The organism is Hyphomonas sp. FCG-A18, from assembly GCF_045287255.1.
Classification (GTDB): Bacteria; Pseudomonadota; Alphaproteobacteria; order Caulobacterales; family Hyphomonadaceae; genus Henriciella.
In genome coordinates, this window is sequence record NZ_CP137142.1 from 2,502,756 (window position 1) to 2,527,077 (window position 24,322).

The window sequence follows — 24,322 nt, forward strand, 5'->3', positions numbered from 1 at the left end:
CTGATCTATCGGCCAACGAACTCAATATTGAGCACAGAACCTAAGACCTCAGGCGGCAAAGGAACTTCCATTGTGCGAATACCGCCGCCCGGTGGGATGAACCCCATACCGACAGCTTTCGTCACTTTTTCTTCAGGGATGGTGTAGGAATCCGCGTCGGCTATATCCAGTTTCCAGGAATATTGCCCCGTATTATGAAACTTATTGCCATCATTCTGAAATGTCGCTCGAATAACTTTAGCGCCATCTTCTTTGGCTACGATTTCAGCTGAGATTAGGGACGTATCTTCCTCAGCATTGCGCGGTACAATATTCACAAGCGCAGAGACACTATAAACAAACTGTACAGCAGAGGCACCCTCTTCCAGGTCAATTGGAAGCTCGTTCATTGTCACAAAGTAGGCTTGGGACATTTGCGGATTAGGGTCGCCCAGCCATTGGAAACGGATAACCTGAGGCTCTCCAGCAGGTATAATGACCTGTGGCGGGAATACAAAGAAATCATCATCAGCAGGAATTTGCTCAATCACCCCATTTTGATCGACTGAGATTTTGAAAACCTGCACTTCAAGAGGCAAATCAGCAGGGGAGTTGTTCTCAACCCGAATACGCCCGCTGGATCCTGATCCAGATGGGCTAACCTCTAAAACCAGAGGTGATATGCGCAAGGCATCTGCGTTGAAGGTTGCCGCGCTTAGCCAGAGTAAGGCGATGATGAGAAATCGAAACATTATCCGCTCCTGTTAAGGGGGCACCACAAACAAAGAAATGCCTAGCCTGTTTCCAGGCTAGGCAGGTAAGATCAAGAAACCTTAAAGGACAGGTCCAAATCTTAGTGTATTGATGTCAAAGTAGATGCCAGCAACTGGACGCAGATCAGCTTCAGTTGTGACAGTCACTGTCAGGTCAGACCAGAATGGGCCGTATGGGCCACGAACGCGCTCATCACCTGGGCCAAAGAACTTCGAGTTGAAGCCAGTGATCTCAGTCCCAGCAACATCTTCGAAAGTGACGTTCATTTGGTAGTCAATTTCGTTTGTGAAAATTGTAGGGTTGAACACAGTTGGGCCGAATACGTTATCCAGACCACCGTTCAGTGAAGTCATTGTCAGGCCAACAATGAAGTTACAGCCTACAAAGTCAGTAGTTGTAGAGGTTGTCTCTGGGATCAACTCAAGACCGTCAGCTGTCGCTGTTTGAACGATGTCCAGATCAAGAATAAGCGGATCGATGTCAGAGAAAGAACACTCTGGAACGACCAGACCGCCGATAACAACTTCTTCAGTTGCAGAAGGTGCAGCTTGAGCAACACCAGCAAACGCGACTGCAGCAATTGCCATAGTGCTTACTTTAGTGAATTTCATGGTAAACTCCAAATTACTTACATGAACTTGGCCGCCCAAGAGGGAGGCTATTACTTAATTGCATATATTAAATACTGTGTCAAGCAATTTTTTTATAAGTATCAATGATTTATCTTCGAAAACACGCCAATCGAATACTTTAAAGCGGTGTCACTGATACTTTTATAACTTCTTTGTACGCACCAGCCGCATAAAAGCGCCGAGGTTGCGGTATTGTCCTCAAAACAAGTCGCGCGCGACCAGCTGAAATGCCACTCCCAGAAGAAACAGATCGCCCGGAAACAAGGTTCTCACCTTTAAAGTTACGCCGAATTATTCGTGGCTTCGGGGATCGGACGGGCAATCGCAGCCGCGCCTCATACGGAACAGAAGTCGGCACAAGGCGGTGCTGTCTCCCCTTCTTATCTTGCAGTTGCAGACGCCCATTCTGAGCTTCAAGGTTCACTTTGAACGGCGTGTTACAATTAATATCCAAAGGGATAAGTGCAGTCGAAGAAACCTTCGTCTCAAGCTCGAGCTTATGAGACGTCTGCGCAATTTTTACATCACACTTGGGAGCGACAAAACCGCTAACCCGAAGCTGCACTCTGTCATTCTGGCCTGCTGAGGCTGAACCAGCGAAAATAAGGGCCGTAAGAATGAAAAGTAATATACGCATGACCACTCCTGCAAAGCATGATTAACGATTTGTTAATCGGTTGCAAGGGCAATGCAAGCAATATGCCAGTAGCTGCTATCCCAAATGGGACAACAGGCAGGCGCTGGAAACAATTCTTATTATTCAATTACATAGCTAGGTGACGCGGTGAATTTATCAATAATTAACCACGAAAGGCATTGAAAGAATTAACCTTTCATTAAGGAAAACAGAGCGTTAGCGGCCTATATTTTCTTCGTATACAGAAGGCTCTGACCTCTCTGAGTTGGCCATGAAAAAAATCACAAAATCTGGCCGGACAAGCTCACTAAAAGCGGGCCATACTTATGGAATGAGAAAAGCAGATCCCGACCCACCCATAGTCTGCTTGCTGGAGCACTAGCCATTCAGTGCCCAAATATCAGCGCAGGCCACATTTGCGCGTTGACGGTATGGGGTCTCGCCCGCTATAGCGCCCTCCTTAATCGCACTTGTTGCCCAAGTGGCGGAATTGGTAGACGCGCTACGTTCAGGTCGTAGTGACTGTATGGTCGTGGAGGTTCGAGTCCTCTCTTGGGCACCATTCAAATCTGATTTGCAAAGCAAAATTTTTGATCCAGTGGATCAAAAATAAGATTTGAATGCTACGGTAGTAGCCCATACTGAAAAAGGGATGCCCGGCAGGAGCTTACCCATCCTCAAACCATGCTGGCATCGGTCTCCAGACCATAAGCCATGCGCCCGAGCAATTCCCATGTCGCTGGCGCGGTCACGATGTGCTGCGTCATGGCATGGGCGTCCCTGAAACGCCTTTGCAGATCACTGCTCTTAAACAGAGCGGCGCCGCCGCCCAGGTCATAACACGCCTGCGTAATCTCTGCCCCGGTCCGCACCATATGCGTGCAGGCCAGGCGCAGGGCTGCGCGCCGCTCGACAGGAATATCGCCGCTCGCCTGCGCAACATCCCAGGTCTGATCAATCTCATCAAAGAGATAAGCCCTTGCCGCGCGATAGGCCGCCAGCATTTCAGCAGTTTTGGCCTGAACCGTCGCGCGTTCACCAAGGGTCTTTCCGGAGCCCTGATTTTTCTTGACCTTGCCCAACTCGATTAACGCATTCAAAGCGCCTTTGGTATTGCCCATAGCGGTGGCGGACACCCCAAGACTGAGCAAGCCAAACGCCGGAAACGCATAAAGGGCTCCGTCAAGGATGGGTTTATCGGCCACGAGGCTCACCGAACGCGCCTTGGGAATGCGTAGATTCTTCACCGCAATGTCGCCGCTGCCTGTGCCTTTCAGGCCCATGACATGCCAGGTATCGATCAGCTCAGCCTCTTCGGCCGGGAAGATCATCATGCGCGCATCGGGGCGACCGGAGGGCAAGAGTCGCATCTGCCCATCCTCAATCACCATGGCACCACCACAGAGCCACGAGCAATTGGCCGAGCCGGAGCCCCACTGCCAGCGCCCGCTCAGAATATAATCATCACTGTCGACAATCGCTTTGCCCATAGGGGCGAAGACACCGCCGGTGATCGTGTACGGGTCATTATAGACCTCGCGCGCCATATCCGGGGCCATATAGGCCGCGTTCAGCGCTGTTGTGGCTCCGATCATGACACACCAGCCAGCGCTAGCATTGGCCTGCGCAACCGCCTCAACTGTCTCGACAATCTGGTGCGGGCTACATTCCAGGCCGCCATAGACCGCAGGCGTGACCATGCGAAACAGACCCGCTTCAGCCATCTTCCGTGCAAGGTCGGCTGGCAAGCGACGCACCTCTTCCATTTCGGCGGCACGGGCGGCAAGTTCGGGCTGCAAGGTCAGCGCAGCGGCGAGGGTCGGGTGTGGATCAATTCGGGTCATAGCACCGCCATAGCCTATTCCCCCTTTTCTCTCCAGCGTATCTGCTTATCTGCGACGAAGAGAACAATCAGGAGGCCATCATGAGCTACATTCTCATTCACCACACAGGCTGTGGCACATCCCGCAAAGGCCTCGCCTTGCTGCAGGAAAACGGCGTGGAGCCAGAGGTTCGCAAATATATGAATGCCACCAGCCAGCTTAGCGAAGACGAGCTGCGTGATATCGCCAGGAAAATGGGCGGCGTTTCCCCGCGCGCTTTCCTGCGGGACAAAGATGCCGTGAAATTCGATCTGTCAGAGACGGCCAGCGATGATGAAGTCTTTGCTGCGATGGCCGATAATCCCAAACTGATCCAGCGCCCGATCGGCATTAAAGGGGATAAGGCGGTCCTGGGACGCCCGCACGAGAAGCTGCTCGACCTGCTTTAATCTGACGAAAGCTTCACCCGCTTAGCGTTTTCTTCGCGGGTTTAGCCCTGTATGGCAGGTCAATTGCCAAACTTCTCTGGCGGAGGCCTGCCATGCGCACCCCATTTCTTGTCCTGTCCCCGGTCCTGCTCGCCGCGCCTATGGCCATGGCTGAGCGCCCACCAATCGAGCTGGAACTGGACAGCGAAACGGTTCTGGTCGTCTCCGCGCTAGGCGATGACGATCAGGGTGCGAACTCGGAAGGCTTTCTGGCAGAAACGTCCCTGATCGGAACAGCCGAAAGTGTTCTGGATAACGGGGTTCGGTTGCGCAGCCGCATTGCACTGCGTGTGCAAAAGGATAATCCCTTCCGACCCGGCTTTAGCGGTGGTTTCGGCACCGACCCGGCCGCTGCCCCCGGCGCATTTTCAGGCTTCTCAAGCGGCCCTGTCCCAAATGGGGATGGTGATGACCTTCGAGGCCGTTTCGAAACGGCCTATTTCCAGATTGATGGCGGCTATGGCGAGCTCCGTCTGGGCAAGGATCAGGGGATTGCCGCGCGGTTCTTTGAAGGCGCGCCGGAAGTGCTCTCTCATGCCCGCGCCGATAATGCCCTGCTTGATCCGACAGGTTTAAGCGGCGTGCGCACACGGCATGACCTGACAGGGCCAAGCGCAAAGCTTTCATATGCCACACCGCGCCTGCTCGGCTTTCGCGCGGGCCTGTCCTACACACCAGAGGCGGATGCAGATGGCCTCGATCGTCGCCCCGCGGCTGGTGGAGCCCTCTCTGCGCCAGATACTGAAAACGCAATCGAGCTCGCCCTGAATGGCTCGCGGACCCTGCGTGATAGCGGCCTCAAAATTGATGGCACGCTTGCCTGGTCAAAGGCCGATACCAAGACCCGCTTTGGCTCAGCGCCCTATGAGGACACTGAAACCCTCTCAGCCGGTCTCAGATTGGAACAGGGCCGCTGGAGCGGTGGTCTTTCAAGCCTGAATTCAGGCAATGGCCTGCCTAATGCCGACTATACCGCCTGGAGCACGGGCTTGATGCGCGAAGGCGATCTGTTCGATATTTCGATTAAGTATGGCGAGGCTGAAGATGATGGCGCAAACTTAGAAGCCACCTCATGGCGTCTGGGTGTCGGCAAAACGTTCAGCGGGGGTACAAAACTAGCGCTCGCATACTTAGATGATGAAATCGCAGGGCCGACACAAACTCAGTCGAATCAGGGTATTGTGTTCGAAATCACACTATCTGGAGAAATGTTCGCCCTAACAAGCTATTAATCTTTCTTTAAGCGAAATGATTGTTAAGTGTTGATTAGGAGTTTTTGAAATGCGTGCCTTATGGGTCTCACTCGCGGTTTTTGCTGCCCTCGCCGTTCCGGCGCAGGCGCAGGAAGACGTGCTGAAACTTCCGGCACCAACAGTTTCTGAAACTGAGCAAGCTCAACCTGACTGGTATCAGCAATTCACATTCTCCGCTGATCCAACCGAAACACCTGTCTGGCAAGCGGCGCCATCCAAAACGCTGAAGCTTGGCTGGGTTAAAGGCGAGCGCTGGAATGTGACGGTTGATCTGACAACACGGGACAATCAATCTGTGTTGCCTCGCGAAGAAATGTCAGCGGGTGCTAACTATTTCATCACCCCGCGCTTGTCGATCGGTGGTGAACTGAGCATTGGTGCGAACAAGCTTGATGAAACAACCGCCTGGCAGAATCAGGATGTTGAAACCGGTATCCGTCTGCGCTCGGCCCTGAAATTCTAGGCTTTCGCCCCCCGTTTACCGCCCCCAAAAACCGGATCTGATTGCGCCGAGGCTTCGTCCAAGGGCCATCTGGGACGTGCCGCAAAGCTTAAGCTATCGGCCGCAACCAGTCCTGCCGCCAAGCGTTCTGCCCCGGCAAGCGCGATCATGGCGGCATTATCGGTGCAGTACTTCAAAGGTGGCGCAATCAGGTGTGCACCCGCCTCTCTCGCCACGGCTTCAAGCGCGCCACGCAACAGCTGGTTTGCCGCAACCCCGCCAGCCACAACCAGACGTGTGTCGCCCGGTATCTCTTCCTGGAACACGGCCAAGGCCCGGGCAGTTTTCTCCGACAGGCAATCAGCGACAGCGCTTTGAAAGCTGGCGCACAGATCGCGTACGCCCTGTTCATCAAGGTCTTCGCCCTCAACAACCCGTGCCGCAGCAGTTTTCAGGCCCGCAAAACTCATGTCCAGCCCCGGTCGATTGAGGAGTGGGCGTGGCAGGTCAAACCGGATGCCGTTGCCTTCCTTGGCCAGGCGTTCAACCGCCGGGCCACCGGGAAAGCCAATACCCAAAGTCTTGGCGAGTTTATCAAACGCCTCACCAGCCGCATCATCAATGGTTGACCCAAGCCGCTGATACTCCCCTAAGCCCTTAACCGCGATGAATTGGCAATGCCCGCCAGAAACCAGCAAGAGCAAGTACGGAAACGGGCAATCCTCGGTCAGGCGCGGGCTAAGCGCATGACCTTCAAGATGATTGATTGGAATGAACGGCTTCCCGGAGGCCAGCGCCAGTGCCTTACCCGTCATCATACCGACCATGACGCCACCAATCAGACCGGGGCCAGAGGTTGCGGCAATGCCATCAAGTTCAGACAGGCTTAAGCCACTGTCTAACAAAGCTTTTTGGGCCACTTCATCAGCGATCTCAGCGTGCGCACGTGCGGCAATTTCCGGAACGACACCGCCATAGGGGCTGTGTTCTTCAATCTGGCTGCGCACAACATTGGACAACACGTCCGCGCGGCCACCCTCAAGGCAAACAACAGAAGCCGCGGTTTCATCGCAGGACGATTCAAGACCCAGAACTGTGGTGATGGAGGGAGACATAGCGCTCATCTAGGGACGCTCGACGGGTCATGGAAGGGGGCAACGGAGTGACGCTCGGCAACCATGAACGCATCGGCCACCAATTGCAGGGGCCGCAGGTCCATTTCACTGACACCGTCATAAAGCAATTGCGCAAACCGATCGTACAGCCCGCGATATTCCTGCTCCGGAGCCTCACGCACGAAACCGTCACCAATCTGTAGCGCGGCACCACCCTTTGACAGGGTCAAAGTCTCTCCACGCGCATCGGTCAGGCGAATATCCCAGACCTCATCTCCGGTTTCACGGAAATCAAACTGCGCGCGCCCTGTCAGGTCCGGCCCCGACAAAACCAAATCCGCCGCAATCGGCATGGCTCGGTTCTTCGGTACATTCAGAATGGCTTCGCTAACGCCAACCTCAACCGGCAAGATCTCGGTCAGAATGGAGAGCGCATTAATCCCCGGATCAAACACGCCCATGCCGCCCGGCTGCCACAGCCAATCCTGCCCTGGGTGCCATTTCAGGACATCTTCGCGCCAGTTGATCTGAGCCTCATCTATCCGTCGATCTTCAGCCCATATCCGGGCGGTTTCGACAAAGGGGGCAAACCGCGAATGCCAGCTGGCAAAAACCGTGATGCCCGCCTCAAATGCCAATGCGCCAAGGGCTTCGGCACTGCTCACGGTCAAAGCTGGTGGCTTCTCCAGAAACACTGCTTTCCCTGCCGCAATCGCCTGCTCTGCCAAGGCAACACGCGGCCCCGGCGGGGTACACAACACAACCGCATCAACCTCCGGACCATCGGCCAGCGCCTGACCCAATGTTTCAAACACGGGTACGTCCACAAGCACGCCAGAGCGACTGACAACACTGGCCAGCTCAAAGCGCGCATGTTCAGCAATCACAGGGTGATGCTGGTCGCGGGCAATCTTGCCATATCCAACAAGGCAAAGGCGATACGTCATGAAACAGCCCTTAGAGGGGAAGCCCCTTTAGCGATAGAGGCAAGCGCCCCTAATCCAGCAAGGCCGCCTTGATCTCGGGCAGCCATTCTTCCTGCTCAAGATCATAAGACTTCAGCGTTGTCCCCCAGTCCCAATGGCACCAGCCCATACCGCGGGTTTCGGCACCTTCCCGTAAGGCCCGTATCCATTTTGCGCGCAGGTCCATCGGGACTCTCTCGTAAACGCCAAACTCCCCAATAAAGACCGGCATGCGATGCTTGTCCTGAAAAGCAAGCGCGCGGTCGAGACCTTTGGCTAAACGCACATAGTCCTCGCGATCGCCCCAGTAAACGCCCATCGGGCGCACAGGTTCGGCCCAGAACGCGCCCTGATGAGTAAACTCAAACGGATCATAATCATGATAGGTCAGGATCGCGCGCGGGTCATAGACAGGCTTTGACTTCAACAGGCCGTCAAGATTGCCCCAATTGGCGGTGGCGAGGATAACCCAGCGATCCGGGTTATCCTGTCGAATGCGGGCCAGAACCCGCTGGTTCAGGGCATCGGTTCGTTTCACCGTCATCGCATCATACGGCTCGTTCACCACTTCAAAGATCAGAAAATCCGGCGCATTGGCATAATGATAGGCGAGCTGATCCCAGATGCCTTCAAGGCGTGTCTCATGCAGGTCCGGGCGCTCACTCAGCTCTTCATAATGGTGGACATTGATGATGACATTCAGGCCAATCTCCCCGCCCCAGCGCACGACCTCATCCACGCGGGACAGGAAATCCGGATCAATCGTATAAGGCGCTGTATGCCCTACACGGGTCGACCAGCGGATTGGCAGACGCACAGTGTCAAATCCGGCATCTTTCAGCCGCTGCATATCCGCCCGGCGGATTGTGTACCCCCATTCGCCCTCACGACGCGGGCTGTCGAGTGCATTGCCAAGGTTCATGCAGCGCTGAATGGGCGAGCTTGCAATCGGCGTTTCGGGTGCCGCTTCTGCGGCGGGTTGCGACGGATTGCAGGCACATAAAGCCAATGCAGCAAGGCCAAACATCCATTTCATTGTGTTATCTCCTGGCTGTCTTGCGCCCCAGACTCTTGTGCTATCCTGCGGGCCATCTTAGCTGAAAGACAAGCAAAAGCGGAGCCAAAATGGCGGAACCGGAAATTGTTCGTATTGGCACACGCGGATCCCCGCTGGCCCTGTACCAGGCGCGCCTGATCGCATCCGAACTGGAGCGCGCTTCAGAAGGCGCTTTAAAAGGCGAGATCGTCACCTTCACCACCAAGGGTGACCAACTGACCACAGAGCGCCTGATCAATTCAGGCGGCAAGGGCCTTTTCACCCGCGAAATTGACCGGGCCGTGGATGAGGGCGAGGCACATATTGGCGTTCACAGCCTGAAAGATGTGCCGAGCCTGCTGCCGGATGGGCAAAGCATTGTCGCCTACCCTGAGCGGGTTGATCCACGCGATGGCTTTGTCACCGTAAATGGCGTCAAACGCCTGCAAGACCTGCCACAAGGCGCGGTTCTGGGCACAGCCAGCCTGCGCCGGGAAGCTCAGGCGCTGGCCTTGCGCCCCGACCTCAAAGTCATTCCCTTCCGCGGCAGTGTCGGTACCCGGATGGACAAACTGAAAGACGGACAGGCAGACGCAACCTTCCTTGCCATGGCGGGCCTCACCCGGCTGGATATGGACAAGGCGGCCAGCCCTGTCCCAATCGAAGACATGTTACCCGCCGCGGGACAGGGCATTATCGCTGTAGCCGCGCGTCCCGATCATCTCAGCCCTGCCATGACCGAAGCGATGGACGCGATTGACCATAGTGCGACCCGCGCCATGGCTACGGCAGAACGCGCCTTTCTGGCTGAGCTTGATGGCTCTTGCCGCACCGCGATGGCCGCGCAAATGCGCCTGCGCGATGGCGGCTGGCATCTGCGCGGGGAAGTTCTCTCCCCGGATGGCCAGCAACGCTGGACGAGTGAAGCCACCGCCCTGCTCTCCACCTCGCTCGACAAGCTGGCAGAGCTTGGCCAGCAAGTGGGTCAGGCCATTCGCAAGGCGGCTGGCGGCGACCTTCCGGTCTTTGAGGACTAGGTCTCATGCCCAAGACTACACGCTCCCATGTTCCCGTGATTGTCACGCGGGCACAGCCGGGCGCGCGTGAGACGCTGACACGCCTGACCGAGGCCGGGATCATGGCGATTGAAGCCCCGGTCCTGTCGATTGAGCCCGATCCGACGCAGCCCCTGCCTAACCCAGAAATACTCTCTGGCCTGGTCTTCACCAGCGCCAATGGCGTGCGCGCCTACCTTAACCATGAGGATGACCGTCAGCTCACGGCCTGGTGCGTCGGCCCGGCGACGGCCAAAGCCGCGCGAGAGGCTGGGTTTATGGATGTGCGGGAATCGGCAGGCGACGCGGTTGATCTGGCGCGCTTCATCGCCGCGAAAAGTCAGCCGACGGATAAACCGCTTCTCCATGTCGCCAATGCGGCGGCCAAAGGCGATTTGAAAGCCCAGTTAGAAGCCGTAGGGTTTGGCGTCACCTTCTGCCCACTCTACGCGATGGCGGTATCCCCCAGCCTGCCAGAAGCCGCGATAAAGCTGCTACAGGCGCAAATGCCCGCTATTGTTATCGCCCATTCGACCAAGGGCGCTGAGGCCTTCCTCAAGCTCGCCAAAGACCTGCCCCATATCCACCTGACGGGTCTTGCCATCTCGGTGCGCGCAGCTGGTCCACTGATGCAGGCAGGCTTGCGGGATATCCATATTGCCAGTCAGCCCAATGAGGATGGATTGATGCGCAGCCTAAACGTCGCATTGGCCACACTTTCGGCCTGATACGCTGTGATATACAGCCACAGTAGATTTAAGGAGACGCGCGCATGACCGATTCCCCCCTGCCTCCGACAGGTGATGATGCGCCAATTGATGCTGAGTTTGAGCCTGCGCCAAAGCGCAAGCCCGCTCCGGTGAAGCGAAACGGCCCCGGCTGGCTTACGGTCCTGCTCCTGGGCGGTGTTTCAGCCTGCGCGCTGCTCCTCTCCGCCACCTCAAGCGGGCTTATTCCCGGTCTGAAGCAAGGCGCGAAGACAGAAGCCATCCAGACGGACATTGCAGCGCTAAAAGCCAATATGACCAGCGCGCAGGACAATCATGTTCAGCTACAGACAGAACTTGCCGCCACCGCCGCCACGCTAAGTGTTACTGAGACACGCCTAGACCAGATCGAGACCACGCTCGCAGAGTTATCAGCGGCAATGGAACTTTTGGAAGCGGATCTGCGCAACAGCAATGATCGAGAGCTGACGGAAGCGGTCATTGATGGTGAAGACGTAAATCTTGCCCCCCTCATCGCGCGAATTGAGGGGCTTGAAGACATGATCTCTAATTTCTCGACGGGTACACCTGCTGCCGATGTGGATGGGCCAAGCAATCAGACAGACATTTCTGCATTCGAGGCCCAGCTGAACACCGTTAGAGGTGAAATCGATACATTACGCGATGAGCTAACGACTTTGCGCGGGGACTTGTCCGGCCTGATTGATGCGCAGGACACGGCGGCCCAAGCCGATGTCGACGCGGCCAGCGCCCGCAGCGCCGCCGTTGCCCTGTCGGCGATTGAGGCGGCTGCGCGTCGTGGCCAACCCTTCCAGACCGCTTACCGCAACCTGTCGCAAGCGGCGCCAGATGTCCCCGGAACAGATCGTCTTGCGGCCCTTGCCACAACTGGCGCACCAACTCTGCAAGATCTGCGTGAGCAGTTCCGCCCACTAAAGCGAGAAGCCCTGAAGGTTGATGCGGACGGCAAAGGCGGGGCCGCCAGCGTCTTGCAAAGCTTGTTCGGCGATGGCGTAAAGGTCCGCCGCGAGGGTGAAATTGATACCGCCGCAGAACTGAATGCAGCCGAAACGGCCTTGGTGACCGGCGATCTTGAAGCCGCACTGCAGGCTTTGAGCGGTTTATCGCCGGACGTTCAGGCTGTCTTCACCGATTGGCGTCAGGATGCACAGGACCGTCTCACGCTGGAGGATGCACTCGACACGCTTCGTCTGGCCATGATTGCAAAGGACCGGCCATGATTGTCCTGTTTCTGATTGTCCTGCTGATTTGCGTTGCAGCGGTGTTTGCCCTCTGGGCGGCGCGCTTGCCCGGCGGACTGACGCTCGATCTCGGCAATGGCGCGGTTTACGAGTTTGAGCTGGTCTATGCCCTGCTCGCCCTGATCCTGCTTGGGGCCGCCATGGCGCTGATCTGGTCTTTCATGTCCGGCATCATCACCCTGCCCCGCCGATTTAGCCGCTCACGCAAAGCTTCCAGGGTTGAGACCGCAAACAAAGCCTTGGCTGATGGCTTGCTTGCCGCCGAAGCGGGCGATGCCTTGCTTGCCAAGAAGCTCTCCAAGAAAGCTGCCCAGCATGCCAGCGATGACCGGATGAAGCTGTTATTGGAAGCGCGCACCGCAGAGATTTCAGACGACTGGTCCGCTGCCGAGCGCGCCTGGGGCCAGCTTGCCCGCCTGCCCGGTGGTCAGCTTGCCGGCCTGCGCGGGGCAGCCAGTGCCGCCAGCGCTCGCGGGGATGCCTTGTCGGCTGAGGCTCGCGCCCGTGAAGCGTTGGAGCTGAAAACCGCCGCTGATTGGCCGTTCAATACACTGTTTGACAGTCAGGTCGCTGCGGGCCATTGGCGCGCTGCCCTCGAAACCCTGATCCTCGGTGAAAAACGCGGTCATATCTCTGGCGATAGTCTGCGCCGCCGCCGCGCCGTCCTCTACACGGCTCTATCGACCACTTTACCCAATGAGCAACGCAAGGACGCGCAACGCCTGCTCGCCGAAGCGATAAAAGCGGCCCCCAGTTTTCCACCTGCCGCCTGGCATGGTGCGCGCCAGTTGATGAGCGATGCCAAGATCAAAGCCGCCCAAGGCGTTCTTGAACTTGGCTGGAAGGCTCGGCCACACCCGGCCCTGGCGCAGCTTTCCCGTCGCCTGACGGCTGAAGGCGGCGAGCCGGCTGCGAATGGCCGCCTGAAGGCGCTGACCGGGGCAAACCCGGATCACCGCGAGTCCCGCATTCTGAAAGCCGAACTGGCGATGAGTGATCGCGACTGGCTAACAGCGGTTAAGGAACTGGCTTTGCTGGTTGAGGAAAAACCAACTGCACGTCTTTGCCTGCTGCTCGCTAAAGCGCTGACTGGCTATGGCGACCGCGATGAGGCGGCCCGCTGGCGCGGTATGGCCAGCACTGCCGCCCGTGAGCCGGAATGGTCGGACATGGACCCGCGCGGACAGGCTTTCACCTATCGTCAGGCCGACTGGTCACGTCTTGTCTATGAGTTTGGGGATACAGGCCGCCTGATCCATCCGCGCTATGAAGCCTCTGAGCGTGAACTGGAAGCGGGGCGCCCTCTCGCCCTACCGGGCAAGGCCGCAGCAATGGATACTGGCGTCAAAGCCCCCGCCGCCGCCAGCGCCGCGCCGCCGCTCGACTATGCTGCCCCTGATAAAGACTAAGCCGGCACATGGCTTTGCGCCAAAGCGCGCTTGAATGCCCGTCATCGCGCGCGTATGTGCAAGATACCAAAAGACAGGTCGCCGCTATAGCTCAGCTGGTAGAGCACATCATTCGTAATGATGGGGTCGGGTGTTCAAGTCACCCTAGCGGCACCACTTTCACTCTATAGAAATCAAAGCACCACCTAGACTACATTCGAATTAATAAATATGGATCGTCTATCATGACAAAGGCCCGTATCTTTTTTGTTGTATTTTTACTCTTAGCGATAACAAACTGTACAGACAAAGAAAATGAAGGCTTTTTTGTGCGACCTGCAGGCAGTACAGCATCACCCAAAGCCCCAAACTCAAATATAATACTGCGATATATGCCGGATATTGAAGCTCACTGTCACGATAAACCAGAAAAACAAAAGCAGTATCTAAATGGAATTGCTCGCGAGGATCACCCAGATCACCCTCAAACTATATACTGGGCTGGCGTCTCGTACTGTGCCTATATATCCAGAGATTTCAGGAGATATAGAGAGCACCTAGGGATGATGATTGCATCATCAATAAATACAAAAAAGTCAAATTCTGTATCCGAAATAGTATTCTCATTTATAGATAATGGAAGATACACACACCCTCAATTGTGCTCTCTTTCATCTGTGAGCGAACAACTGGCTATCGATGAAGATTACAACGGCTCACGTATCAAGCCTTACAAAAGGTATGGGGAGGTGCGCACCCTAAATGATTTCTTTTGTAAGCAATTAGATATTGAAGCTATGAGAAGATTGAAAAGGTAAGAATAGCCAACCAAATATCACGCCCTAAAGTCACCCTAGCGGCACCACTTTCTTGAAGGGCTTAAGCCCTACACTTTTCTTGACCGGAATCGCCAACCGCAAATAGCAGTCTGTCTCCTTGGCTGACATCGGACGTCCGAACCGGTACCCTTGCATATAATGGCAGCCCGCGCGCTCGATGAAATCACTTTGCACCTCGGTCTCGATGCCTTCCGCAATAATCTCGACGCCCAGAATTCGCCCCAGTTGAATGATCGAACCGATCATATCTCTCAAGCGCTCATTGCCAGCAATGTCCTGGATCAGCGTCCGGTCAATCTTAAGGCGGTCCAGCGGCAAATCGAGCAGGGCGCGCAAGTTTGAAAACCCGGTACCAAAATCGTCCAATGCGATTTTTACGCCCGCCTCGTGCAAGCGCTGCAGGTTGCGAACAGCGGCACCAACATCATTGATGATCGAGCTTTCGGTAATCTCGATCATCACGGCATCCGGTGCAATTGCGCTTCGCTTCAAGGATGCAAGAAAAGACGTCGCAAAGCCACGTGAAATGATATCGGTTGGGGACACATTGACCGAGACATAGGAGATCAGCCCATTGGCGATCCAGTCCGCGGTCTCACGGAAAGCGCGCTCACGAACGGCCTGATCGAGATCAGACAACAAGCCTGCATCATGAGCAATCTCGATGAACTCTTCCGGCGGAACTTCACCCAACTCATCATGTGACCACCGCGCCAAAACCTCCACACCCGCTACGGCATGCCCATCGGCAGCCACAATCGGTTGATAGGAGGGATCAATATCCCGATCCGGAATCGCTCTGTTCAGACTGTTCTCAATCTGCAACCGGCGATCTTTGGCTTTTTGAATGGCCGCATCAAAGATCTGTATACGCCCTTTTCCGCCACGTTTGGCCGCCAGCAGGGCAGCATCCGCATGGCGGTTCAAAGCCTCGCTATCCTGGGCATCATCAGGGTAAATCGACACCCCGAGCGAGCCAGAGAGCGGAATCCGTTTGGTGCCATGGTCGATTGGGCGGAAGACATAGGCCCGGGCGCGTTCGAGTTCCCGCTCGACATCCACCCCCTCGACATTTGGCAGCTCCGTGATGATGGCAAATTCATCCCCGCCCATCCGCGCAACACTGGCCACAAAGGGTAGTTTCCAGAGTCGCTTGCCGATCACCTTCAGAACCAGATCGCCAACTTCGTGGCCAAATCGGTCATTGACCCGTTTAAAACTATCGAGGTCGAGAAGAGACAGCCCGAAGCGTGTCCCCTCCCTGTGATACTTTTCAATCGCTGATTCGAGATCAACGCTCAGCCCTGCCCGGTTTCGCAGGCCTGTCGCAATATCGGTTTGCGCGTTCACAAGCGCCGCCTCACGGGCCCCATTCACTTCGCTAAGTTCATTTTGAAGCGCTTCGATCTCACCCTTGAAGCGCTCTTTAAGGCGCCGGGTCATCGTTGCCAGCCGCAGCAGGTTCTCCTCATAGGTCTCCTGCAATGTGCTGAAATCTTCGCCCTTGGCGCTCGCCACAATCATACCGAAGACCCCGGCGCGACCATCGCGGAAATTGATTGGAACCTTCCGCGTCAGGGCCAGAACATTATTGCCAATTTGTTCTTCATTGATCGATTCTTCACCGGCCAGAACCCTTTGGTCCTGCGCCCAGAATTCCTTGGCCTGATGCTCCGGAAACAAATCCTGATCCGACAGGCCAATAAAGTCATCTCTGCCGATCAGGCTCGCAAAGGCCTGATTGCCGTAGATCAGTTGATGGCGCTCATTCTTCGCGAAGACCGGATAGGGTAGCTCATCCAGGAGCTTTTTGTGGTCGCTAAAACTCGACATCACCGACCTCGCCATGTGCCCGATTCCACGTTTTTACAGGTATTTTGGGACCGATATCGGGATACACTCCGATATCACCATGCGCACATACCAACGCAGCGTAAGCACTCTGACCCATTGTATAGCCCTCAAAAAACACTTCATCAGGCTGTACATGTTCCGCCCAACAGAACAGCTTTAGCTAGCCTTCTAGGACGAAGTGTTTTCAATATAGTTATCTCGATGTTTTAATTTGAATATTCCTCGAAATACCCGCCAGTTACGGAGCATTTCAAACTTCGAGCTTGAGTATAAATTGCACTTTGGCACAGTATAAAAATCTTAAAGGCGGACGGACACTTCATTCAAAGTGTTGAAAGTTCCATAACCGTGACAAAGGCCGACAGCACCCGCGGATCATCACTCACCCCCAAATCCTTGGGGCTTTCAAACGCAGGGTCCTGAAAACTCAGGGCAACCTCAAGCGTCTCTGCTTCGTGCAAATCGCGCAAAGGCAGCCTCAGCGGCATATCGCGCGAATACTGCGCTTGTATACGAACCTCACCATTCAGGGTCGCTTGAATATCCGCTACGCCCCCGCCAAAGACATCACCGGAAATCTCAAGCACGGTCTCTGGGGGCATATCAGGTGGCAAATCGAGACTGAACGTCACCTCACAGCACCCCATCCAGCGTCCGGCCGGCTCACGTTCCCACCACCCATCGCCAAAATGGATCATAGTTTCAGAGATCGGGTCTTTGAGCAGGATCGGCTGATCAAGCGGCAAAACACCCCCATGCCCGGCAAAGACAAGCTGCATGAATTGATCCTGGGATGGTTCCGGTATTGCTTTCAGGGACAGTCGCTGCAGATGAAAACTCATCGTCCGTTTGTCTGCATTATACCCCCGGTCATAGGGACTCAGAACGTCGGGCGCATCGGAAAACCGAAGCGTCAGCAGGACGGTTTGGCCCCGCGGCAGCACATCGAGATTGGCCGACAAGACATGGTCCTGACCTAGCAAGCCGGTGCCAATTACCTGACCGTCAAACATCAAATTGCCGCGTTCAACGCCAAACCCGGCCATTTCCCCGGCAAGCTGCAAGTATGCGCCTTTGGGTAACTCTTCCGGGATGTACAGGCGAAGTATCGCCTCATTGTCTCGCATCCAGCGCCCATAAGGTTCAAATGCCCACCAGCCAGCAGCGAAATCCACGAAATCAAGGATACGCGCATCATCGGCGCGAATATCCTCATCAACAGGCAGCGGCATAAGCGGCCCTTCACCAATCGTTTTGCGCTCCATTTCATACAAGCGCATACGGGCAAAACTCGAGAGATCACGGGCCCCACTCACCGTCCCAATCCCCCGTTCCTGCAAGAGATTGATAAACCGCCCTGTATGCAAATCTGTGCCCGCTTTGACCAAATGATAGGGGGAATCATCGCGGTATTTCAGGGGATACAGGCTATCAGCCGGGCGCCCAAGAAACTCAAACCCGGCCTTTTCGACTGCCCGCTCGATACGATCAACCAGAACACTGACCGTGTCCGTATCGCTTAGACAATCATCTCCGGTCATGACCGGCCAGGCAAAATAGATCTCAACTCCATTCTTAGCATTAAGATCACTCAGACGCTTCAGCGCTCTTTTAAACTTCTTGCTCAGGGTTAACGGACTGTCCCAAAACAGATAGGCATCGCAGCTTTTATCGCTAACACCAGGCGCGGGCGGACGGGCAATATCATAAACAGAATGCCCGGATGGGTGGGTTAAGCTGGACACATAAAACTGCTGAAGGTCTGTCATGTTTCCAGGACTTGGTGGCAAATCTTTTGCCTTGCGAAAACCTAGGACAGCCGCAGGCGGCAGCGACAAAGCAAGCCTTAACCTATCCCACAAGCTGACAGCATTCATGTAATCCCGATTGAATGCAGGGATCTGGTCGACAAAGTCATCCGTGAGCGCATCACGCGTATAGTATGACCACTCCAAGGGCAGGATGACGATATCGCCGCGGCGCGTATGTTTTTCGAGGCGAGCCACCTTTTGCTCAAGATCATAGCCGGCATTATCCGCGATGTTGATCGCGGTCATATCCATCACTTCGCCAATCCTGTCTGTATCCAGCCCGTGATGACTGTTCGATCCGGATTCAATGATCAGGCGCGGCCCCGGAACCTCCTGCAGCAAGAACCATTTATGTGTGGACGGAACAGGGGAAGGCTGCACATGGCGAAGCACCTGGAACACGTACAAGGACAAGCCAAATGCCAGAGCGATCAGGCTCGCTATGATGAAAACCAATGCCTGCCGCCAGTTAAAGTCTTGGCCTGGGCCGGGTGATGGGACCGTCTTTTGCATTTTCTTTCCCCCTAGAAATTGAAGTACAGAAAGGGCGATTGCGCGACGCTGAGCGAGGCAAGGTATGCCCCCGCACTCGCCGTGCCCGTCAGGCCGCCATAAACCAGTGCTCTGGTCCACAGCGCCGACCATGACGTGCGATTGAACGCTTCTGAGAGCTGTTTTGTGTTTGGCGCGAGGAACGCAATCGCAGCCGCCGCGAGCAGAAGGGTTGAGGTCTGCATGTCTGTGACAATGCTCAGACCAGGCAGCCCCCATAGCATCGCACCCAACATGCTGAACGCGCCATCGGTCGTCGTCGCCCGGAAGAACACCCAGGCCACGACCGTTCCCAGAAATGTAAAGCCCCAGCCCGCAAACCGGAACGCCGCAAACCGTTCGGTCATCTCCAGGATACCAACGCGCGCCGCGCCAGCGCGGAAGAGCTGATTGATGATCAGATACAGGCCGTGTAGCGCCCCCCAGATCACAAAATTCCAGTGCGCCCCATGCCATAGACCACCGAGCAGCATCGTGGTGAAATTATTGGCATACTGGCGCACCTTACCTTTGCGATTGCCGCCTAAAGGAATGTAGAGATAGTCGCGCAACCAGCGGCTGAGCGTCATATGCCAGCGCCGCCAGAACTCCGAAATATTCTCGGCCTTATACGGCGAGTTGAAATTCCAAGGCAGGCGAATACCGAACAATAAGCCCAAACCAATCGCCATGTCGGAATAGCCGGAAAAGTCGAAATAGATCTGAAATGTATAGGCGAGCGTCCCGGTCCAGGCTGTCGCCATATCCACGGCTTGGCCAGCATCAACCGTGTTGAAAACCAGATCAGCATACGGGGCGAGCGAGTCGGCAATGACCAGTTTCTTGAACAGGCCCAACGCGAACAGCATCAAGCCTTCACAGAACATCTTGCAGCGCGCCTGAAACACGGGCGAAGTCCGAAATTGCGGCATCATCTCCGAGTGATGCACGATCGGTCCGGCAATCAGTTGCGGAAAGAACGTGACGAACAGACCGTACTCCACAGGCGTATGCGCCTTGGCCTCAATCTTTCCGGTATAGGCATCGCACAGATATGAAATTTGCTGAAACGTGAAGAACGAAATCGCCAGCGGCAACAGCAAGCCCGGGTCCGGCAGACCCACCGCAAACAGTGCGTTCAGATTGAAGGCAAAGAAGCCCAGATACTTATAGACCCCGAGCAGGCCCAGATTGAGGACAATGCCCAGGATCAATAAATGCTTCTGTCGCCGCCCGCCCGGCGCTTTCAGGATTTCCCGGGCAATCGCGTAATTGACCACGATCGACCCCAGCAAGAGCGCCAGATATTCAACCTTGAACCAGCTATAGAAAACCAGGCTCGCCCCGATCAGGAAGACATGGCGACTGATCCGCGTGCCCGCGAACAGCAGAACTGCAAACCCGGCAATGACAACTGGCAGGAACTTGAACAGGAAGATCGGATCGGTAAACAGCATAGCGGCCCCCTCAGCTCTCGGTTTCAGACTGTAACGGGATCAAGATCTGGTCGGCTCGCAAGGCAGTACGCACCGCCTCATAGCCCGCCGCGACAGGCAGCGCCGCGCAATCTGGTCCCAGACCCAATGCATTTAACACCCGTATGCGGGCCGCCTGATGCCCGGCCGTATCGACATCCCAGCGAATGATGGCCAGCTCACGGAGCAATTCCTCTTTCACCACCGCGGCCTCTGTCGCCTCGCCACTGGCATACTGAGCCATGGTGCGATCCGTAATTTCCGCCTGGACCGTATTGGCGCGCCAGGCATAATCGATGGTCTTGTTCCGCGCCTGATACTCGCTAACCGCCATCGCCACCTGAGACGCCACCGCGTTTGCCACCAATTGTGTTTCAAGCGCCAACAGTTCTGCCCGGTTAGTCTGCTGACGGCGGCGATCAGTGGTTCTGGCTAACTCGAACAGATCCCAACTGAGGCTCGCCCCGATATGGGTAAAACTATTGTTCAGCAGGAAACTGTTTGAGTCCGTCTCTCCACCAAACAGCACAGACAGCCCCGGAAACAGCCGGACCATATCCTGTTTGTTGGAGATCTGGTTGACCTCATCAAGCAACAGGCGCTGGCGCAGCTCAGGCCGGTTTGCAAAGCTGAGTTTGACCAGCTCAACACTGTCTGAAGGCAGCGCCTGTAGATTATCTGCTGTCTGCTCCAGATTGAGCGCAAACTCTGTCCCCGGCGGTAGGTTGATCAAGCCCGCAAGCTCAGCCTTGGACGACGAGAGCGAGACATAGATCGAGTCATACCACCGAAACAGGTCAATCAGCTCGCGCTGCAGGAACAGTTCCGCTGTAAGGGTCTCAGGCGCAGCCTCTGCGCGTGCTTTAGAGGCTGCCAGCCCGATCTCCAGCCGCCAGCGCAGCCAGTCATTCTTGGCCGCTGCCCGTTCAAACGCAACAGCCCGCCAGTAGGTTGAAACAACCCTGTCAGCCAGTGATGCGCAGGACACCTGCGCGGCTTCATAGTCATTACCTGCCCAGCGCTTTTGCTTTTCGTTTTCAAGATAGGACAGGCCAAAATCAATCAGGTTCCATGCCGCCAGCGCGGTGCCGAACGTCCGTGACTGGTCCGTTGCGGTAAAGAAATCGGTTGGCAATTCCCCGCTGGCATCATCCACGCGTTTGCCGACCGAGGCCTGAATATTTGAACGCCGTGTATAACCAGCCGCCAGCATGACCCGGGGCAGATAATCGGCCTCTGACAGCCCGACCTCGCCTAGAGACTGAACCGCCCGGAGCCGTTGCACCTGATAGTCCAGATTGAATACAAAACCGCGCGCCAGGGCATCCTCAAGCGACAATGTCTGACCAACTGGAGGCTGGGTCAGGGCAAGAGCCTGCAGCTCATCCGCTGTATGGTTTGCTGCCACATCAGAGACATCAAGGGACGAACACGCTGCCAAGCTTAAAGCCGTCCCCGCAAGAGCCGCCACCATTGAGCGCTTGCTGTATCCGCGACGCAAAATCGATTGTTTACCTGAAGCCATCATCGCCCCCTCACGCCGCCGACTGGTCAGGCCAGTCCTGCTGCCGCAAAGCCGCAGTCAGGTCAGAAAGCTCATGACACGCCAGATAGACATGATACCCAGTCGCAGCCGTCATGGTGGAGGTAAGCGCCTGTCCGTTCTGGCCCCGCTCATCGACCCAGCCACCGATCAGGTCAGCACACAGATGTTCCTCAAACAGGCGCTCAACCCCGAACAGGATTCGCTTCGCGATTTGCTGGGACGGCGCGTGTCGGTAGGCCGCAATATGCGCCTTGATCAACTCCGTAATGATCCAGGTGCGCTGCCTTGGATCAATCGGCTCCCCTGAAGGAACTTGCGCGACGGGGAGGAAATCTGTCTCATCGGTCATCGCCATCGCGCCGGCATACATGCGGCGGAACAAGGCTCCGGGCGCGCGATAACTGAGCCGCGATAACCGCTCTAATAACCATGTCCACTCATACATATGCCCAACCTCAAGCCGAGGAGGGATACCCGGTGGGCTCAGTTCCCATAGGCGGTTCTCGCGGCGATCAAAGAAGTGGCGCTCAACATACCCCGCCACCCGCACGGCACGCTCCAGGCTGGCGACATCCCCAGTGGCTTCATACCAGGCCAGCGAGGCTTCACACAGATGCATCTGCGGGTTCTGCTCTCGCACCCCTGGTGCAGGCAGGCGCTCCTTATAGCCAAGGGTCGGGTCTGGTCTGGATAAGGCCTGATCCAAACGGGCACTCAAGCTGCGCCCCGCATTCAGCGCCGCTTTCAACTTGAAGACCCGATAGACTGTCGCAAAGGCCAGCAGGGCAAAGGCGTTGTCATAGAGTTCCGGCGTCTGATCGCTCAGGCCAATTCCCGGATAGATCTCGCGGCCATACAACCCATCTGCGCGCTGGCACTGGCTGGTTAGCACGCCAACGCCAAAACTTGCCGCTTTTGCGCAAGCCTTACGGTCCGCACCCAGTTCAGCAGCCACAGCAAAACTGAAAGTTTGCCGGGCCTGTAGGCGCACCCGACTGGTTTTGACCGGATCAACCTCGCCGTCCAACGTCAGGCGCTCAGCAAAAGCACCGCGAGGATCGAAGCCATGCTGCAACCAGAACGGAACGGAGCAGTCCGTCACCCAATCGGTAAAAACCCTTGAAACCATCATAAGTTGTATTTGTTCTGACTTTTCCGGGTATTCAAAAGCATTCAAGGGCATGATTTCATCTCGCGAAGGGTGGCAGGACGCTCAGAGGGAAGCCGGTAGGCTAGCCAAATCCGACTCGGTCTATGGCGTGGTCCTCAGGGATGGTCCGCGCGCTCCAGGATTGGCGTTTTCGGTACAAGGTGGATGGACTCAGGCGTAAAGCTGCCGCTGCTTTGGGCACACTGCCCCCGCTCAGCTCGATCACGCTTTCAACGATCTCACGTTCAATCTCGGCCAGAGGACGCAGGACATCAATCAAGCGCCGGGATGACGAGACGACATTTTGTGGCACTGATGAACTTGTGGCATTCAACGGGTGGGTGGCACGGCCAGTATCCTCCAGTCCCATCAGGTCAGAAGCATCCAGCCGCCCACCCCCGCTCATCACCACACCACGGCGGATCACATTTTGCAGCTCCCGGACATTGCCCGGCCAGCTATGTTCGACCAGCGCCATCATAGCCGACTGGGTCAAGCCACCGCCTTCTCCGCCCTCAAGTTCGACATAGTGATCATAAAAATGTCGAGCCAATTCGATCAGGTCATTGCCGCGCTCACGCAGGGCCGGCATGGCAATCGTCAGGACATTCAGACGATAATAAAGGTCTTCCCGAAACACCCCCTGCTCGACCAGTTTGGGCAAGTCCCGATTGGTCGCACAGACCACCCGAACATCGACAGTCTGGGCTCTATCAGAGCCAACTTTCTTGATCTCTCCGGTCTGCAGAAAGCGTAACAACTTGGCTTGCAGGGTAATATCCATCTCGCCGATCTCATCGAGGAACAGCATCCCGCCATGCGCGGCTAGCGCGGCACCGACCCGGTCCGTCGTGGCGCCGGTGAACGCCCCTTTGACATGCCCGAACAGTTCGGACTCCATAAGCTCTCCAGGGAGGGCAGCACAATTGATCGCCACGAACGGGCCGTTTGCCCGTGTGCCCTTTTGATGCAATAGCGTGGCGCTGACATCCTTGCCTGTCCCGGACTCCCCGGTGATCAGGACCGGCGCGGTGGAATTGGCAAAGTTGGATATGGTGACCTGCACGCGCTGCATGGCGGGCGAGAACCCGACCAGATTCGGTCCATCACCAGATTTCGGGGTGGGCTTGATGATATCAACCCGAAGCGTTGGCTTTTCTGTATCCGATACCGTTTCCAAGGCCTGTTCCAGGGTCTGCATAGATAGAGGCTTGGTCAGGAAGTCCGCGCATCCGGCTTTGATTGCGGAAACCGCTGCTGACACAGTCGCACGATCAGACACCGCTATGATTTGCAACTCTGGGGCGGCCTGTGTGAAAGCCCGCAATGTACGTTCACCCTGTGGCCCAAGCAGCGTCATGTCGACAATCAACACATCATAGCGTCCTTGCCTGACACGGCCTTCCAACTCGGACCCCTCCCGTATAGTCTCAAGCCTATGCCCCAGAGACCCCAACAGTTTCTCATACATACGCAGGATGGACGGCTGACTGTCAGCGGCCAAAATGGATAGTCGGCTTTTGTCTGTCACACTGTGTC

20 protein-coding genes and 2 tRNA genes are annotated in these 24,322 nt (G+C 56.0%); 10 read left to right on the plus strand and 12 right to left on the minus strand.

Going from position 1 to position 24,322, the window contains the following annotated elements; translation table 11 throughout:
• Positions 1-5 precede the first annotated feature (5 nt).
• Both RYZ27_RS12375 and RYZ27_RS12380 read right to left on the minus strand, forming a co-directional pair.
• On the minus strand, positions 6-731 hold the full coding sequence (locus tag RYZ27_RS12375) for a hypothetical protein (protein ID WP_406679827.1): 726 nt from the start codon (positions 729-731) through the stop codon (positions 6-8).
• A gap of 81 nt (positions 732-812) precedes the next feature.
• Complete coding sequence (locus RYZ27_RS12380) at positions 813-1,364, minus strand: hypothetical protein (protein WP_406679828.1); 552 nt, start codon at positions 1,362-1,364, stop codon at positions 813-815.
• Positions 1,365-2,497: 1,133 nt separating this feature from the next.
• Between RYZ27_RS12380 and RYZ27_RS12385 the strand changes: the two genes are divergently transcribed.
• A tRNA-Leu gene (locus tag RYZ27_RS12385) sits at positions 2,498-2,584 on the plus strand.
• A gap of 115 nt (positions 2,585-2,699) precedes the next feature.
• Here RYZ27_RS12385 and RYZ27_RS12390 read toward each other — a convergent pair.
• On the minus strand, positions 2,700-3,866 hold the full coding sequence (locus RYZ27_RS12390; protein WP_406679829.1) for an acyl-CoA dehydrogenase family protein: 1,167 nt from the start codon (positions 3,864-3,866) through the stop codon (positions 2,700-2,702).
• A gap of 80 nt (positions 3,867-3,946) precedes the next feature.
• Here RYZ27_RS12390 and RYZ27_RS12395 point away from each other — a divergent pair, with 80 nt between their 5' ends.
• The 3 genes from RYZ27_RS12395 to RYZ27_RS12405 all read left to right on the plus strand — a co-directional run bounded on the left by RYZ27_RS12395 (position 3,947) and on the right by RYZ27_RS12405 (position 6,049).
• Complete coding sequence (locus RYZ27_RS12395) at positions 3,947-4,294, plus strand: ArsC/Spx/MgsR family protein (RefSeq protein WP_406679830.1); 348 nt, start codon at positions 3,947-3,949, stop codon at positions 4,292-4,294.
• A gap of 92 nt (positions 4,295-4,386) precedes the next feature.
• The gene (locus tag RYZ27_RS12400; RefSeq protein WP_406679831.1) at positions 4,387-5,565 is read left to right on the plus strand and encodes a porin; all 1,179 of its coding nucleotides are present in this window, start codon (positions 4,387-4,389) and stop codon (positions 5,563-5,565) included.
• 49 nt (positions 5,566-5,614) lie between these two features.
• Entirely contained in the window at positions 5,615-6,049 is a 435-nt protein-coding gene (locus RYZ27_RS12405) for an NtrZ family periplasmic regulatory protein (RefSeq protein WP_406679832.1), read from the plus strand.
• On the opposite strand, the gene tsaD is transcribed toward RYZ27_RS12405, so the two are convergent.
• The 3 genes from tsaD to RYZ27_RS12420 are packed head-to-tail and all read right to left on the minus strand — an operon-like array spanning position 6,046 to position 9,144.
• Positions 6,046-7,152, minus strand: a complete 1,107-nt coding sequence (gene tsaD, locus RYZ27_RS12410; protein ID WP_406679833.1) for a tRNA (adenosine(37)-N6)-threonylcarbamoyltransferase complex transferase subunit TsaD — start codon at positions 7,150-7,152, stop codon at positions 6,046-6,048. The two genes, RYZ27_RS12405 and tsaD, sit on opposite strands and share 4 nt — an antisense overlap.
• Complete coding sequence (locus RYZ27_RS12415) at positions 7,149-8,090, minus strand: Gfo/Idh/MocA family protein (protein ID WP_406679834.1); 942 nt, start codon at positions 8,088-8,090, stop codon at positions 7,149-7,151. Before RYZ27_RS12415 ends, tsaD begins: the two co-directional genes overlap by 4 nt.
• A gap of 49 nt (positions 8,091-8,139) precedes the next feature.
• Positions 8,140-9,144 (minus strand): glycoside hydrolase family 5 protein, encoded by a 1,005-nt coding sequence (locus RYZ27_RS12420; protein ID WP_406679835.1) that lies wholly within the window; start codon positions 9,142-9,144, stop codon positions 8,140-8,142.
• Between the two features lie 89 nt (positions 9,145-9,233).
• On the opposite strand from RYZ27_RS12420, the gene hemC reads away from it, so the two are divergent.
• From hemC to RYZ27_RS12450, 6 genes are all read left to right on the plus strand, one after another.
• Complete coding sequence (gene hemC, locus RYZ27_RS12425; RefSeq protein ID WP_406679836.1) at positions 9,234-10,181, plus strand: hydroxymethylbilane synthase; 948 nt, start codon at positions 9,234-9,236, stop codon at positions 10,179-10,181.
• A gap of 5 nt (positions 10,182-10,186) precedes the next feature.
• Positions 10,187-10,927 (plus strand): uroporphyrinogen-III synthase, encoded by a 741-nt coding sequence (locus RYZ27_RS12430; protein WP_406679837.1) that lies wholly within the window; start codon positions 10,187-10,189, stop codon positions 10,925-10,927.
• 44 nt (positions 10,928-10,971) lie between these two features.
• Positions 10,972-12,168: a hypothetical protein gene (locus RYZ27_RS12435; protein WP_406679838.1), complete on the plus strand. Its 1,197-nt coding sequence runs from the start codon at positions 10,972-10,974 to the stop codon at positions 12,166-12,168.
• On the plus strand, positions 12,165-13,598 hold the full coding sequence (locus RYZ27_RS12440; protein WP_406679839.1) for a heme biosynthesis protein HemY: 1,434 nt from the start codon (positions 12,165-12,167) through the stop codon (positions 13,596-13,598). The genes RYZ27_RS12435 and RYZ27_RS12440 overlap by 4 nt, the downstream gene beginning before the upstream one ends.
• Before the next feature lie 80 nt (positions 13,599-13,678).
• A tRNA-Thr gene (locus RYZ27_RS12445) sits at positions 13,679-13,754 on the plus strand.
• 68 nt (positions 13,755-13,822) lie between these two features.
• Positions 13,823-14,395, plus strand: a complete 573-nt coding sequence (locus tag RYZ27_RS12450) for a hypothetical protein (RefSeq protein ID WP_406679840.1) — start codon at positions 13,823-13,825, stop codon at positions 14,393-14,395.
• A gap of 30 nt (positions 14,396-14,425) precedes the next feature.
• Here RYZ27_RS12450 and RYZ27_RS12455 read toward each other — a convergent pair whose 3' ends face one another.
• The 6 genes from RYZ27_RS12455 to RYZ27_RS12480 form a co-directional block, all read right to left on the minus strand.
• Positions 14,426-16,249: an EAL domain-containing protein gene (locus tag RYZ27_RS12455; protein ID WP_406679841.1), complete on the minus strand. Its 1,824-nt coding sequence runs from the start codon at positions 16,247-16,249 to the stop codon at positions 14,426-14,428.
• A gap of 344 nt (positions 16,250-16,593) precedes the next feature.
• Positions 16,594-18,594 (minus strand): hypothetical protein, encoded by a 2,001-nt coding sequence (locus tag RYZ27_RS12460; protein ID WP_406679842.1) that lies wholly within the window; start codon positions 18,592-18,594, stop codon positions 16,594-16,596.
• Between the two features lie 11 nt (positions 18,595-18,605).
• Positions 18,606-20,069, minus strand: coding sequence for an MBOAT family O-acyltransferase (locus tag RYZ27_RS12465; RefSeq protein ID WP_406679843.1), 1,464 nt, complete (start codon positions 20,067-20,069; stop codon positions 18,606-18,608).
• 10 nt (positions 20,070-20,079) lie between these two features.
• A complete protein-coding gene (locus tag RYZ27_RS12470) occupies positions 20,080-21,612 on the minus strand; it encodes a TolC family protein (protein WP_406679844.1) in 1,533 nt (510 codons plus the stop codon).
• Between the two features lie 10 nt (positions 21,613-21,622).
• Positions 21,623-22,765 (minus strand): AGE family epimerase/isomerase, encoded by a 1,143-nt coding sequence (locus tag RYZ27_RS12475; RefSeq protein WP_406679845.1) that lies wholly within the window; start codon positions 22,763-22,765, stop codon positions 21,623-21,625.
• 100 nt (positions 22,766-22,865) lie between these two features.
• The gene (locus RYZ27_RS12480) at positions 22,866-24,314 is read right to left on the minus strand and encodes a sigma-54-dependent transcriptional regulator (protein ID WP_406679846.1); all 1,449 of its coding nucleotides are present in this window, start codon (positions 24,312-24,314) and stop codon (positions 22,866-22,868) included.
• Positions 24,315-24,322 lie beyond the last annotated feature (8 nt).

Bases quoted from the DNA above. Each gene is read 5' to 3' on its own strand.
- RYZ27_RS12405 (WP_406679832.1), top strand. From the start codon at position 5,615: ATGCGTGCCTTATGGGTCTCACTCGCGGTTTTTGCTGCCCTCGCCGTT.
- RYZ27_RS12395 (WP_406679830.1), top strand. From the start codon at position 3,947: ATGAGCTACATTCTCATTCACCACACAGGCTGTGGCACATCCCGCAAA.
- RYZ27_RS12400 (WP_406679831.1), top strand. From the start codon at position 4,387: ATGCGCACCCCATTTCTTGTCCTGTCCCCGGTCCTGCTCGCCGCGCCT.
- RYZ27_RS12455 (WP_406679841.1), bottom strand. From the start codon at position 16,249: ATGTCGAGTTTTAGCGACCACAAAAAGCTCCTGGATGAGCTACCCTAT.
- tsaD (WP_406679833.1), bottom strand. From the start codon at position 7,152: ATGAGCGCTATGTCTCCCTCCATCACCACAGTTCTGGGTCTTGAATCG.
- RYZ27_RS12380 (WP_406679828.1), bottom strand. From the start codon at position 1,364: ATGAAATTCACTAAAGTAAGCACTATGGCAATTGCTGCAGTCGCGTTT.
- RYZ27_RS12460 (WP_406679842.1), bottom strand. From the start codon at position 18,594: ATGCAAAAGACGGTCCCATCACCCGGCCCAGGCCAAGACTTTAACTGG.
- RYZ27_RS12450 (WP_406679840.1), top strand. From the start codon at position 13,823: ATGACAAAGGCCCGTATCTTTTTTGTTGTATTTTTACTCTTAGCGATA.
- RYZ27_RS12430 (WP_406679837.1), top strand. From the start codon at position 10,187: ATGCCCAAGACTACACGCTCCCATGTTCCCGTGATTGTCACGCGGGCA.
- RYZ27_RS12390 (WP_406679829.1), bottom strand. From the start codon at position 3,866: ATGACCCGAATTGATCCACACCCGACCCTCGCCGCTGCGCTGACCTTG.
- RYZ27_RS12475 (WP_406679845.1), bottom strand. From the start codon at position 22,765: ATGATGGTTTCAAGGGTTTTTACCGATTGGGTGACGGACTGCTCCGTT.
- RYZ27_RS12440 (WP_406679839.1), top strand. From the start codon at position 12,165: ATGATTGTCCTGTTTCTGATTGTCCTGCTGATTTGCGTTGCAGCGGTG.
- RYZ27_RS12375 (WP_406679827.1), bottom strand. From the start codon at position 731: ATGTTTCGATTTCTCATCATCGCCTTACTCTGGCTAAGCGCGGCAACC.
- RYZ27_RS12435 (WP_406679838.1), top strand. From the start codon at position 10,972: ATGACCGATTCCCCCCTGCCTCCGACAGGTGATGATGCGCCAATTGAT.
- RYZ27_RS12465 (WP_406679843.1), bottom strand. From the start codon at position 20,069: ATGCTGTTTACCGATCCGATCTTCCTGTTCAAGTTCCTGCCAGTTGTC.
- RYZ27_RS12420 (WP_406679835.1), bottom strand. From the start codon at position 9,144: ATGAAATGGATGTTTGGCCTTGCTGCATTGGCTTTATGTGCCTGCAAT.
- RYZ27_RS12415 (WP_406679834.1), bottom strand. From the start codon at position 8,090: ATGACGTATCGCCTTTGCCTTGTTGGATATGGCAAGATTGCCCGCGAC.
- hemC (WP_406679836.1), top strand. From the start codon at position 9,234: ATGGCGGAACCGGAAATTGTTCGTATTGGCACACGCGGATCCCCGCTG.
- RYZ27_RS12470 (WP_406679844.1), bottom strand. From the start codon at position 21,612: ATGGCTTCAGGTAAACAATCGATTTTGCGTCGCGGATACAGCAAGCGC.